Below are 13430 nucleotides of genomic sequence, written 5' to 3' on the forward strand. Positions count from 1 at the left end.
CTGAAGACAGCTTTGGATATAAACCGTACGGAGGTCAAGTGGATTTTATAAAAAATAGTTTACAGGGTTGGTATTATGTTCGGTTAGACGCACCGGAAAGTTAGGGAATTTTTCCTGGATTATATCGATTAAAAGATCAGAAGTAAATTGCTCACTTTCAAAATGCCCGATATCTGCAATGACTATTCTCTCATCCGCATCAAAAAATTCATGGTATTTAAAATCGGCAGTGACGAAAGCATCAGCTCCTGCCGCTATAGCCTCCTTGAGTAAAAAACTGCCTGAACCACCACAAACAGCGACCTTTCTGATTTTCTTTGGCAACAATTTGGTATGCCGGATCACACTGGCATCCATCCGCTCCTTCACCAGCCTCAGAAAGTCCCTGCCATCCATTTCTTCTTCCAGCCAGCCCAGCATACCTGCGCCCACTGTTTCCAGCTTATTTTCCAGCGGATAAATGTCGTAGGCCACTTCTTCATAGGGGTGGTGCTCAAATAGGGCCAGCAACACTTTACGTTCGTTCTGTGCCAGGAATACGGTTTCTATCCTCACTTCAGGTTCATGATGCTGTACACCCTTTTCTCCCACATAAGGATCTGTAGACTCACCTGCTTTAAATGTCCCAATCCCATCTGCGTTGAAACTGCAATCGCCGTATTCACCAATCCGCCCCGCCCCTGCTTCAAACAAGGCATTCCTCACTACCGGCGCCAGCTCTGTCGGACAAAACGTCACCAGTTTTTTCATCAATGATGATTTGGGCTGCAGGATTTTTGTTCCCTTTAGGCCCAAACGATCGCAGATCACCCCATTTACCCCATTTTTCACGTGGTCAAGATTGGTATGAATAGCGTACAGGGCAATATTATGCCGGATCGCTTTCAACACTACCCGCTCCACATAGGTTTTACCGGTGATTTTTTTCAACCCTTTGAAAACAATGGGATGATGGGTAATGATCAAATTGCAGCCCTGTGCAATCGCCTCATCCACAATTTGCTCCGTACAGTCCAGTGCAACCAGTGCAGCATGAACCTCGGCATTGACATTTCCAATGATCAATCCTGAATTGTCATAGTCTTCCTGGTAATTGGACGGGGCATAAGCCTCCAGATGTTGAATCAGTGCTGCTAATCTCATCTGCTAAAAATAAGAAAATCCTATTGGATATTTCCCATTTTTACCATCTGCAAACTTTCAAAAACCATTTTCTGGTTGTATTCAAAAGCCAAAGTCTTGTGGTTTACCAAATCAATGATCGTACCGATAAAACACAGTCCGAGCGTAAAAAAGTAAAGGATCCCCATACCGATCTGTCCCACAAGAAACCTCGGAAGCCCGGGTACGAAAAATCCAAGGATCGAATACAAGACCATATCATCCGGATTCCGGCGCTTACTGCCATAGATCATCAAAAAACCCCGCAACTGTTGCTCACTGAATCCCTGAGTTGCACTCTGTAAATACGAATATTCCTGCGGCGAAATGCCTGGCAGCGACATAAATGGTGAATCAAACATTTTTTTCCTCCTTATAGTTTATTTTAAATCCCTTTTTATTCCTGATCTCTAATTTTATCAGCGTCACGATCCTGTAAATAATGATCATCAACGCCGGTATCCCAAACCAATGCTGCCTGATGCTCTCTACCGGATTTCCCCGAAGGAGCTGCGTGATCGACCTTCCGATACCACAGCCCGGACACCAGTCCAGTCCCATATTAGCCAGCGGACAAAGCGTAAAATGATGCTGTTGTCCATGAACTTCCGGTTCTGCAAAAGCCAGTAATAACACTGCTGCTATCCAAAAAATCAACTCCAGCGGAATCCGGTTCCAGACTTTTGACCACACCTGGTTCATGGCTCATTTTTTATTTTAGATTGCGCAATCGGTTCATTGTTACATTTAATCCTCAGCATAAATAGTACATTTGTATTGTGAACATCCGCGACCTGATCAATCAATATAAAACAGATGAGCGCATTGTAGCATTGGCCAAGGCACTCAATATGGCCAAAGGTAACAAACTTCAGCTAAAAGGCCTGGTTGGTTCTGCCGATGCAACAATTGCCACAGCCTCCTATTTTCTCCTGCACAAACCCATTTTATTTGTAATGCCGGACAGGGAAGAGGCTTCTTATTTAATAGCCGACCTCGAAGGCATCCTCGAAAAGGAAATTTTATTGTTTCCCTCATCCTTCCGAAAAGCTTTTGAATTTACACAGGTAGATACTGCCAATGTACTTGCCAGGGCAGAGGTACTCAATGAACTCAACCACCATGCTGAATACGGTAAAATCGTGGTCACCTATCCGGAAGCTCTGGCAGAAAAGGTAATCAACCGTGAAATGCTGGAGAAAAATACACTCGAAATTAGCATAGGAGCGAAGCTGGGTATCGATTTCATCAATGAATTTTTATTTGACTACGACTTCGAACGTACGGAATTTGTATACGAACCCGGACAATTTTCCATCCGTGGTGGCATCGTCGACATTTTTTCTTTTTCGCACGACCTGCCTTACCGCATCGAATTCTTTGGTGATGAAGTAGAAAGCATCCGTACCTTTGAGATAGAAAGCCAGCTGTCTGTAGATGAAGTAAAAACACTGACCATCATCCCAAATGTACAATCCAAATACCTGACAGAAAACAACATCAGTCTGTTGGATTACATCGACAGTGATACCCAACTCTGGTTTAAGGACGTGGAATTTGCCCTTGACGTAGTCAAGACCGGCTATAAAAAGGCGGTAGAACTCTGGAAAGCACTACCTGAGAAAGAAAAACAGGAAAACCCGGACTGGATAGATCCAAAATTCGCCTTTACTGATGAAAAGCTGATGGCCGATACCTTACAGGATTTCACCCTGGTTGAATTCGGCAAACAGTTTTTCTACAAAACCGAACATGTTTTTAATTTTGAAACCAGGCCCCAACCCTCCTTCAATAAGGATTTTACATTACTGATCCACAACCTCAAAGAAAACGAGAAACAGGGCATTCATAATTTCATCTTCAGCTCTTCTACCAAACAAACGGAACGGCTATATGCCATTTTAGATGACATCGATAAGAGCGTCAAATTCATCCCGGTCAATATCCCCCTGCGTGAGGGTTTTGTAGATGCGGCACAACACCTGGCATGCTATACCGATCATCAGATTTTCGACCGCTTCTACAAATATAAACTCAAAAGGGGCTATCAGCGCAGTCAGGCCATTACACTTAAAGAACTCCGCGACCTCAAACCAGGCGATTTCGTCACCCATATTGATCATGGCATCGGCAAATATGCCGGCCTGGAGAAAGTAGAGGTCAACGGAAAGACCCAGGAAATGATCCGCCTGGTGTATGCAGATAATGACCTGCTCTATGTCAACATCAACTCCCTCAACCGCATAGCGAAATACAGTGGAAAAGATGGCACCGCACCCAAAATGAACAAATTGGGTACGGAAGCATGGGACAAACTCAAGAAAACCACTAAAAAAAAAGTTAAGGACATTGCCCGTGACCTCATCAAGCTTTATGCGATGAGGAAAGCACAGGTAGGGACGGCATTCGACCCGGATGGTTACCTGGAAACAGAACTTGAGGCTTCTTTCATTTACGAAGACACCCCGGATCAGGAGAAAGCCACCGCAGATGTCAAACGGGATATGGAAGCCCCGCATCCGATGGACCGGCTGGTTTGTGGCGACGTGGGCTTTGGCAAGACGGAAATCGCTATTCGCGCTGCTTTTAAAGCTGTAGCCAATGGCAAACAGGCTGCTGTGCTCGTGCCTACAACCATCCTTGCCCTCCAGCATTTCAAGACCTTTTCCGGCCGTCTGAAAGGCTTTCCATGTAACGTTGATTACATCAACCGTTTCAAGACCAACAAACAGATCAAAGACACGCTTGCAGCGGTAGCAGAAGGCAAGGTCGACATCATCATAGGTACGCACCGCTTACTCAGTAAAGATGTAAAATTCAAAGACCTGGGCATCATGATCATCGATGAGGAACAGAAATTCGGTGTAACCTCCAAAGAGAAATTAAAAGCCCTTAGGGTCAATGTAGATACACTTACCCTCACGGCTACACCAATTCCGCGTACGCTGCACTTCTCCCTGATGGGTGCAAGGGACCTTTCCATCATGAGTACACCGCCACCAAACCGGCAGGCTGTAAATACTGAACTCCATGTTTTTAACGATAAACTCATCCAGGAAGCTGTTCAGTATGAACTGGACAGGGGCGGACAGGTCTTTTTCATCCACAACCGGGTCAATGACCTTCCACAACTTGGCGGACTCATCCAAAAACTGGTTCCAAGAGCCCGTATTGGTATAGCGCACGGTCAACTGGACGGCGATCAGCTGGAAGACGTCATGCTCGATTTCATCAATGGTGAGAAAGATGTACTTGTCGCAACCACCATTATTGAAGCCGGATTAGACATTCCCAATGCCAATACCATCATCATCAACCATGCGCACATGTTTGGCCTGAGCGATCTGCACCAGATGCGGGGTAGGGTGGGACGCTCCAATAAAAAAGCTTTTTGCTATTTGCTGAGTCCACCCCTCAGCACCCTGACTTCCGAAGCGAGGAAACGACTAAGCGCCATAGAAGAGTTTTCAGACCTTGGGAGCGGCTTTAACATTGCCATGAGGGATTTAGACATTCGCGGTAGTGGAAACCTCTTAGGAGCGGAGCAAAGTGGCTTTATTGCTGAAATAGGTTTTGAGATGTATCATAAGATATTGGACGAAGCCATCCAGGAACTGAAAGATGATGAATTCAAAGATCTCTTTAAAGATGAAGCTGCACGTCCTTTTGTGAGTTTTACACAGATAGATACCGACCTGGAACTCTACATTCCCGACGATTACGTCACCAACATTACAGAACGCTATAACTTGTATACTGAGCTTTCAAAAATAGAGAATGAAACGCAGCTTAAGGTATTCGAGAAATCGATGAAAGACCGATTCGGCCCGGTTCCCAAACCGGTGAAAACGATGCTGAATGTGCTGCGTCTGCAATGGGTAGCCAAGAAACTGGCTTTTGAAAAGATCACTTTCAAAAAGGGCACCTTAAGGGGCTATTTCGTGAGTGACAAACAATCTGCATTCTTTGATTCGGCAATGTTCAATAAAATATTGCATTTTGCACAAATGCATCCCAGACTTTGCAACCTGAAGGAAGTAAAAGACAGCCTGAGGATTGCCTTTGACAACCTTAACTCGGTAGATGAGGCAGTAGAAATACTGGAACTGGTAGTGAATTAAGCCCCTTTTAAAATGAACCCACAATTACTGCAGGACCTCGTCACCATGCAAATGCCATTTGGAAAATATAAAGGCCGCATACTTTGCGACCTTCCTGAATCTTACCTGATCTGGTTCCATAAAGAGGGCTGGCCTCCCGGCAAACTTGGTCAGCTCATCGCAACGCTTTACGAAATCAAACTCAACGGACTGGAGTATTTGCTTCAACCGCTTAAATCCAAGCGATAGGAGCGACTCCGGTCAAGGCCCTGGTAAGCCCAGGCTCAGGCCACAGTCACCCCACCTTTACCCCACGTTTTTCCAGGAAAAAGCTGGGCTTTCTATGCCTTGTCTTCAGGCAAACTCCGGGAACACTAAGAAGGCTTCTTTTGTAGAATAAGTGGATCAGTATAGCAACAGATACAAATAGGTGTAAACCACCGGTGCCGAAATGAGCAGACCATCAAAACGATCGAGAAAACCGCCATGTCCCGGCAATAGGGTCCCGGAATCCTTTACGTTCAAACTTCTTTTCAGCATAGATTCTACAAGGTCTCCTAAGGTACCAAAACCGACGATCAGTACGGCCATGCCCGCCCAATACCATCCATTCATTTCTGTAAATTGAGTGGAAATTATAAGGGCCACCAATACGCTGGTAAACATCCCTCCAAAGAAACCCTCCCAGGTCTTTTTAGGGGAATGACGCTCAAATAACCGTGTTTTTCCCAGTTTCATCCCAAAAAGGTAAGCACCCGTATCACTGGCCCATAACATCAGCAGAAAAGCCAGGGGCAGGTGGTGGTTGTAGCTGCTCGTATCTTTCAAAAAACCAAGTGAATAAAAGAAACAAAAAGGAGCGGTTACATAAACAAAGCCTACAAATGTGTAGGAGATGTTTGCAAAGGGAATCTTATCTTTTTTATACAGCTCGGCGATGAATACCGAAAAGATCAGTGGTGCGAGTAACAACATGTATTTCGTTTCGAACTGCAGAAAGTGATAGCCGGCAGTCATCAGAAAAATCAGCGCAGCGGCCACTAAAGCAATGTTTCGATGCGGCCTGATTCCTGAAGTTTTAATCAGCTTAAAGAATTCCAGCAAGCTGACCAGGCTTAATGCCAGGTAAAATAACGTAAAAGTATAGCCGCCTAAAAATATAGAGCCCAGCATCACGATGGTAAAAAAGAAAGCGGTTATTGCCCTTGTCTTCATTTATTGGTTTGTTTTTTAAAGAATTGAAAAGCCAGTATCGTCAGAATAAAACTGATTGCATACCCATACCAGGTGAAATGCAATTGATCTGCCTCGCTCAAAGGTATATTGTTTTTTTGCATATACCATGCCGCACAGACAGCGTATGCATTATTCAGAAAATGGGCAAGAATGGCATACCACAAGCTTCCACTCCAAAAATAGAGATATCCGAAAGCGGCCCCCATCAGAAATCTTGGAAGAAAACCGAAAAACTGCACATGTATCGCACTGAAAATAAAGGCTGTGATCCATATTGCGACATGCTGATTTCTGAAAATTTTACTGAAAGAACGCTGTATAGCCCCCCTGAACATAAATTCCTCTGCGACCGCGGGCATTACAGCGATCATAAAAATATTGATCAGAAAATCCGAAATGCCGTTGATCTGAAGCAGCGTTTTTGTCAGCTCTGCTGCCGCTTCTTCCTTTTCCTGCATCCAATTCTGAAGCGCCTGCAAAAAATCCGGCAATAGCATTTTCTGATTGATCGCAATTGTCCATTCCAGTACTGGCATAGAGATGATGAAGATCGCTATTACACAACTCAATAAAGACAGACGAATGGGCTTGAACTTATAAAAATGACCAATATGCTGACCTTCCGACCAGGCAAGCCATAGGGCTGGAAAGAGCACAAATACAGAACTTGATATTTGAATGATCCGAAGGGGGCCAAGGCTACCCACACGTGGATGTGCCATCATCTCGAATCCTGCCATACCATAAATCAGGTATACCAGACCGCAACCTATTCCCAATATCACCAGTCCGGAGATACAAAAATACATCACCAATCTGAACAGCTGCATAAAACCACTCGTCTCTTCCTGCTCCCGGGGTATGAAATCCATTTTTTATTTATTTTGTACCTTTGTACTTTGAAATTTGATTTGAAGATAGAAAAATGTCTGTAAAGATAGGTAATATTGATTTGGGTGATTTCCCTTTGCTGCTTGCCCCCATGGAAGATGTAAGCGATCCTCCCTTTCGTTTTGTTTGTAAACAAAGCGGGGTAGACATGATGTATACGGAATTTATATCGTCAGAAGGGTTAATCCGTGATGCCGCTAAAAGCCGTGCTAAACTCGATATATTCGAGTACGAGCGACCTATCGGGATACAAATTTTCGGTAGTGAAATCGATCACATGCGGGAAGCTACTGAAATTGCAACGCTGGCAAAACCAGACCTCATGGACATCAATTACGGCTGTCCGGTGAAACAAGTGGCCTGCAGGGGTGCTGGTTCTGCACTATTACAGGACATCGACAAGATGGTAAAAATGACAGAAGCCGTGGTAAAAGCTACTCATCTTCCTGTTACCGTTAAAACAAGATTGGGTTGGGACGACAATACCAAAAACGTAGAAGAAGTAGCGGAAAGGCTACAGGATATCGGAATACAGGCCCTAACCATACACGGCAGGACCAGGGCTCAATTGTATAAGGGAGAAGCCGACTGGACACTAATTCGCGAAATCAAAAGAAACCCTCGGATCAAAATTCCCATTTTTGGAAATGGCGATGTAGACAGCATCAGAAAAGCTGCAGACTGGCGACTGGAATATGAGGTAGATGGGATCATGATCGGAAGGGCTGCAATTGGCTATCCCTGGATCTTCAGAGAAATCAGGCATTTCTTCAACACCGGAAAAACGCTTGCCGGACCTACGGTCGAGGAACGCGTATCCGTATGCCGTACCCATTTTGAAAAATCTATTGCCTGGAAAGGTCCGAAAGTAGGTGTTTTTGAAATGCGTCGTCATTATTCAAATTATTTCAAAGGCCTTCCGGATTTCAAACCCTACCGGATGCTACTCGTGAAAGAAGACAATATTGAAACCATACATGCAATCCTTGACGAAGTGGCAGATAAATACCGGAATATCGAACCAGTTAGGGAAATGGCCTGATTTTTGAAAAATTTTTCTAAATTGACCCCGCAATGGTAACAGCAATCACAAACGGAATCAAAATATCGGTAGAAACGGTGTATCAGGATGAATATTCAAATCCAGCTGATCAGCAATTTGCGTTTGCTTATCGCATCAATATAGAAAACCTATCCGATTATACCATACAACTTATGAGACGCCAATGGTTTATTTTCGACTCCAATGGCACTCAGCGTGAAGTGGAGGGTGAGGGTGTTGTCGGTCAGCAACCGGTAATGCATCCTGGTGAAGGACATTCCTATGTTTCAGGATGTCAATTGACTACAGATATGGGGACCATGAGCGGTAACTACTTAATGCATCGCTTGTCAGATCATACTGAGTTTACTGTAGAAATTCCGGAATTTGAACTCATTGTACCCTACCGTCTGAATTGATATTTTAATCCCTGTTCCTTCCAAAAAGAATAGATAAATAATAGATGAGGTTGGTCATCGCACCCAGTGCTGCTACAACATAAGTCATGGCGGCCCACCAAAGCGCATCTTTTGCCTGCCTGTTTTCTTCAGCTGTATAGAGAATTCCTTTATTTTCTTTTAACCAGTTTAAAGCCCTTTTGCTGGCATCAAATTCAACCGGAAGGGTGATGATGCTGAACACGGTAATTAGTGCCAATCCAGCGACCCCTATGGCCAAAACGATAGGATTAAAAGTAAATGCAATTAGTAATACCCCTAATATCAATACCCACTGCAGCAGGTTGGAGGTAATGCTCACTACTGGAACCATACTACTTCGGAGTTTCAGCCAATGATAAGACCTGGCCTGCTGTAAGGCATGTCCACATTCATGTGCCGCAACGGCAGCAGCAGCTACACTGCGTCCGTAGTATACATCGGTACTTAGGTTAACGGTTTTCTCTTCGGGATTATAATGATCCGACAACTGAACATCGGTACTCATTACCCTCACATCGAATATCCCGTTATCACGGAGCATTTTCTCTGCCACTTCTTTTCCCGAAAATCCCGAGTTCAACTGCATTTCTGCGTATTTTGAAAATTTATTTCTAAATCGCCACTGCACAAACATGCTGAGTATTAGAACCGGGATGATCAATATCAAATAGATTCCCATTGTCGTAGTGTATGTTTTTCAATGGATTACATTCAAAAAGTGTTCCCATTTCCATTTTATAAAACACAAAGATTTAAATTATAGCTAAAAAGAAACATGACTAACTGATTCTTCCCATATATACTGGTTTAGAGAAAGTGATAAATTACTTGCCACCTATTTTTATTTTTACGATTTTTGATAAAAAAATTAGTATGGAAATCGCTATCATCGCTATATTGATCATAATTTTAGTATCTCTTGTTTTTCTGATTTTAAAAAAGAACAAACCGAATCAGGAACATATTCCCTTACTCGAACTGAAAGAAAGCGAACACCTAAAAGCGATAAGTTACCTGCGCGAAGAAAAAATAAAATTAGAAGATGATCTCAATGATTTAAGGATCAACTATATGAATGAACGCAGTAAAACCATCAAAGCTGAGGAACAATTGATGGCTCAAAGGGAAAGGCAAGTCGAACAGGATAAATACATTCTGGAGCTTCAGCAAAAATTCAAACTGGAATTTGAGTACATAGCCGGCAAGTTACTTGAAGAGAAAAGCCTGAAATTTACAGAACAAAACCGGGCTAACCTGGATCTGATCCTAAATCCACTGAAAGAAAACATCAAAGCTTTTGAAGAAAAAGTAGAGAAAGTTTACAAGTCTGAATCTGATGAAAGAAATGTATTAAAAGGGGTGATTTCACAGTTGATGGATCAAAGTAAGCAAATCCAGGAAGATGCCAATAACCTGACTAAAGCATTGAAAGGAGACAGTAAAAAACAAGGCAACTGGGGAGAAGTAATCCTCGAAAGGGTATTGGAGCGCTCCGGCCTGATTAAAGACAGAGAATACAGGATCCAAACCAATTTGAGTGCCGCCGAAGGTAACCGTGTACAGCCAGACGTCATTATAGACCTGCCAGACGATAAACATGTGATCGTTGATGCCAAGGTGTCTCTCGTAGCTTACGAACGCCTGGTAGCAGCGGATACTGACTTAGAACGCGAACTCTACCTCAAGCAACATATTGCATCTATCAAAAATCACATTCAGGGTCTTTCCGGAAAAAACTATCATGACCTATATGCCATCAATTCTCCGGATTTCGTTCTGCTCTTCATTCCAATAGAATCTTCATTTGGTATCGCTGTGCAACAGGATGCAGAGCTCTTCAATTATGCCTGGGACAGAAAAGTGGTTATCGTGAGTCCCTCCACACTCTTGGCCACGCTCCGCACCATTGCCAGCATATGGAAACAAGAACGCCAAAACAGGAACGTACTGGAAATTGCCAGGCTGAGCGGTAGTATGTATGATAAGTTTGTGGGATTTTTAGGAGACATGGAGAGCATCGGAAAGAACATTAAGCAGAGTCAGGATGCCTATGACAGGGCATTGAACAAACTCTCCAGCGGTGCTGGAAATTTATCCAACACTTCAGAAAAGATCAAAAAATTAGGTGCCAAAGCTACAAAGCAGATTGACACCAAATTTTTAGATCAGGACTTGTTATAGTCCCTGGAATGCATTCCAGCCCTGGGCTTTCAATTCATGTACCACATCGGATTTAGAGACCATCTTACAGCCTGAATTTTTATCGGTGATGTGTCCGATGATGCTGATGTCAACATCGTTTTTGAGCTTTGGATAGTCTGATTGTTTAATGGTAAATAGCAGTTCGTAGTCCTCACCTCCACTCAATGCACAAATCGTAGGATCCAATCCCAGTTCCCTGGCAGTTTCATAAGTCGTCGGATCTATAGGAAACTTTTCTTCATACAGTGTACAGCCTTTATCTGACTGTTTACAAATATGCAGGATCTCTGAAGCCAGGCCATCAGATACATCAATCATCGAAGTAGGTTTGATATCCATTTGAGCAAGCAGATCTACGATATCTCTCCTTCCTTCAGGCTTCAGTTGACGCTCGATGATGTAATCTTTTCCTTCCAGATCCGGCTGTATATTTGGATTTTCCAGGTAAACCAGCTTTTCGCGTTCCAGGATTTGAAGACCAACATAGGCCCCGCCCAAATCTCCCGAAACACAGATCAGATCACCTTCTTCTGCGCCATTGCGGTAAACGACGTCTTTTTTATCTGCATATCCAATACTGGTTACACTGATGACCAAACCTTGTTTGCTGGATGAAGTATCTCCGCCGATCAGGTCGATATTGAATTTATTACAGGCGAGTTCTATACCCTTGTAAATTTCCTCTACAGCTTCCAGTGGAAATTTGCTCGATAAGCCAATAGAAACTGTGATCTGGGTGGCAATACCATTCATCGCGTAGATATCGCTCAGATTCACTTGTACAGCCTTATAGCCCAAATGTACAAGCGGAACATAGGCCAGATCAAAATGTATCCCTTCCAAAAGGAGATCGGTTGAAATGAGCACTTCCTTACCATCAAAGTTCAACACGGCCGCATCATCGCCAACTCCTTTTATGCTACTTTCATGTCTGATTTTGAAATTGTCTGTCAGGTGTTTGATCAAGCCAAACTCTCCAAGATTTGCAATATCAGTACGCTCTTTATTCTCAAACATTATCTTATTCTTTTACAGTAAATTAACATAGTTATCCACATCGTTCTGTGAAATACTACAGCCCTAAATTTGCTGAAATTTCCAGCATTCTTTCAATTGGTTTTCTTGCTTCCACAATAATATTTTCAGGTACCGTTACCTCTGGATACCCATTCTTGAGACACAAATACAATTTCTCTAAAGTATTTCTTTTCATGTACGGACAGTCATTGCAGGCGCAACTGTTGTTTGGCGGAGCTGGTATAAATGTCTTATCCGGACAAGCCTTTTCCATCTGATGTATAATTCCGCTCTCGGTCGCAACAATGAATTCCTTGGCGTCGCTGTTGATCGCATATTTCAATAATCCGGTTGTAGATCCAATATAATCAGCCATTTGCAAAACGGCTTCTTCACATTCAGGATGTGCAATGAACTTAGCCTGAGGGTGCCGCTCTCTTAATTTAGTGATCTTTTCTCTCGAAAAAATTTCATGTACCATACACGCTCCGTTCCAGAGCACCAGGTCTCTGCCGGTTTTTTTGGCCACCCAGGCACCCAGGTTTTTATCAGGACCGAAGATGATCTTTGTATCTTTTGGCAAACTCTCTACAATCTGAACGGCATTGGTTGAAGTACAGACAATATCGCTCAGCGCTTTGAGTTCGGCAGTACAATTCACATAGGTAATGACCACATGGTCAGGGTATTTCTCTTTAAATTTTCTAAAAAGATGTGGTGGACAGCTGTCGGCCAGTGAACATCCTGCCTTAAAATCTGGCAGCAAAACCTTTTTCTGGGGCGACAAAATCTTGGCTGTTTCCGCCATAAAATGTACTCCTGCAAAAACGATTACCTCAGCTTCTGTCTTGGCAGCTTCCTGAGAAAGGCCTAAACTATCCCCAATATAATCTGCTATATCCTGAATATCAGGTTCTTGATAGTAATGTGCAAGGACTATTGCATTTTTTTCCTTTTTTAACTTTTCGATTTCTTCGAAAAGATCTAAAGTGGGATCGATCTTTTCATCAACAAAACCTTTTCTGTTCAATTCCTCTAAGGTGTCCATTTTTCTCTTTCTATTTTTTTGAAGCGCTGTAAAGGTAACAGCTTTCAACACTTCAATAAATTATAATTATTTAATATAAATAGATTTCTATTGTTTATTAGTGTGTTGGTAGTGTTTGTAAATTTTGATTTTTTAGCGTGTAAATATGACTTATTAATAATTTACTAACATTTAGATTACATTTTTATTCAAAATATGAACTGATTTACAACTAGATATTAAACGCGCTAAAAACTTATCCATATCAATATGTGTATTGTTAATGTGTGTGTAAAAAGTTAATAACTGTTGCA

At 42.8% G+C, this 13430-nt stretch carries 13 protein-coding genes; 5 read left to right on the plus strand and 8 right to left on the minus strand.

What is annotated here, in order from left to right; genetic code table 11:
* Positions 1 to 45: 45 nt before the first annotated feature.
* The 3 genes from WAE59_RS21300 to WAE59_RS21310 are packed head-to-tail and all read right to left on the minus strand — an operon-like array spanning position 46 to position 1863.
* Positions 46 to 1143, minus strand: a complete 1098-nt coding sequence (locus WAE59_RS21300) for a Nif3-like dinuclear metal center hexameric protein (protein WP_337858013.1) — start codon at positions 1141 to 1143, stop codon at positions 46 to 48.
* Positions 1144 to 1163: 20 nt separating this feature from the next.
* The gene (locus WAE59_RS21305; RefSeq protein WP_337858014.1) at positions 1164 to 1523 is read right to left on the minus strand and encodes a TM2 domain-containing protein; all 360 of its coding nucleotides are present in this window, start codon (positions 1521 to 1523) and stop codon (positions 1164 to 1166) included.
* Complete coding sequence (locus tag WAE59_RS21310) at positions 1516 to 1863, minus strand: DUF2752 domain-containing protein (RefSeq protein WP_337858015.1); 348 nt, start codon at positions 1861 to 1863, stop codon at positions 1516 to 1518. Before WAE59_RS21310 ends, WAE59_RS21305 begins: the two co-directional genes overlap by 8 nt.
* Positions 1864 to 1940: 77 nt before the next feature.
* On the opposite strand from WAE59_RS21310, the gene mfd reads away from it, so the two are divergent.
* Positions 1941 to 5282: a transcription-repair coupling factor gene (gene mfd / locus WAE59_RS21315; protein WP_337858016.1), complete on the plus strand. Its 3342-nt coding sequence runs from the start codon at positions 1941 to 1943 to the stop codon at positions 5280 to 5282.
* 12 nt (positions 5283 to 5294) lie between these two features.
* Complete coding sequence (locus tag WAE59_RS21320) at positions 5295 to 5510, plus strand: DUF3820 family protein (RefSeq protein WP_337858017.1); 216 nt, start codon at positions 5295 to 5297, stop codon at positions 5508 to 5510.
* 156 nt (positions 5511 to 5666) lie between these two features.
* Here WAE59_RS21320 and WAE59_RS21325 read toward each other — a convergent pair whose 3' ends face one another.
* Together WAE59_RS21325 and WAE59_RS21330 are read right to left on the minus strand one after the other, a co-directional pair.
* A complete protein-coding gene (locus WAE59_RS21325) occupies positions 5667 to 6476 on the minus strand; it encodes a phosphatidate cytidylyltransferase (RefSeq protein WP_337858018.1) in 810 nt (269 codons plus the stop codon).
* Entirely contained in the window at positions 6473 to 7369 is an 897-nt protein-coding gene (locus WAE59_RS21330) for a CPBP family intramembrane glutamic endopeptidase (protein WP_337858019.1), read from the minus strand. Before WAE59_RS21330 ends, WAE59_RS21325 begins: the two co-directional genes overlap by 4 nt.
* Before the next feature lie 53 nt (positions 7370 to 7422).
* Here WAE59_RS21330 and dusB point away from each other — a divergent pair, with 53 nt between their 5' ends.
* Both dusB and apaG read left to right on the plus strand, forming a co-directional pair.
* The gene (gene dusB / locus WAE59_RS21335; RefSeq protein ID WP_337858020.1) at positions 7423 to 8430 is read left to right on the plus strand and encodes a tRNA dihydrouridine synthase DusB; all 1008 of its coding nucleotides are present in this window, start codon (positions 7423 to 7425) and stop codon (positions 8428 to 8430) included.
* 32 nt (positions 8431 to 8462) lie between these two features.
* Positions 8463 to 8849, plus strand: a complete 387-nt coding sequence (gene apaG / locus WAE59_RS21340; protein ID WP_337858021.1) for a Co2+/Mg2+ efflux protein ApaG — start codon at positions 8463 to 8465, stop codon at positions 8847 to 8849.
* A 4-nt stretch (positions 8850 to 8853) separates the two neighbouring features.
* On the opposite strand, the gene WAE59_RS21345 is transcribed toward apaG, so the two are convergent.
* Complete coding sequence (locus WAE59_RS21345; RefSeq protein WP_337858022.1) at positions 8854 to 9549, minus strand: zinc metallopeptidase; 696 nt, start codon at positions 9547 to 9549, stop codon at positions 8854 to 8856.
* A 194-nt stretch (positions 9550 to 9743) separates the two neighbouring features.
* Here WAE59_RS21345 and WAE59_RS21350 point away from each other — a divergent pair, with 194 nt between their 5' ends.
* The gene (locus tag WAE59_RS21350) at positions 9744 to 11051 is read left to right on the plus strand and encodes a DNA recombination protein RmuC (RefSeq protein ID WP_337858023.1); all 1308 of its coding nucleotides are present in this window, start codon (positions 9744 to 9746) and stop codon (positions 11049 to 11051) included.
* Here WAE59_RS21350 and thiL read toward each other — a convergent pair.
* Together thiL and nadA are read right to left on the minus strand one after the other, a co-directional pair.
* Entirely contained in the window at positions 11046 to 12089 is a 1044-nt protein-coding gene (gene thiL / locus WAE59_RS21355; RefSeq protein WP_337858024.1) for a thiamine-phosphate kinase, read from the minus strand. The genes WAE59_RS21350 and thiL overlap by 6 nt on opposite strands.
* 55 nt (positions 12090 to 12144) lie before the next feature.
* Complete coding sequence (gene nadA, locus WAE59_RS21360; RefSeq protein WP_337858199.1) at positions 12145 to 13185, minus strand: quinolinate synthase NadA; 1041 nt, start codon at positions 13183 to 13185, stop codon at positions 12145 to 12147.
* Between the last annotated feature and the right edge of the window lie 245 nt (positions 13186 to 13430).

It is taken from the genome of Pedobacter sp. GR22-6 (assembly GCF_037402555.1).
GTDB lineage: Bacteria > Bacteroidota > Bacteroidia > Sphingobacteriales > Sphingobacteriaceae > Pedobacter.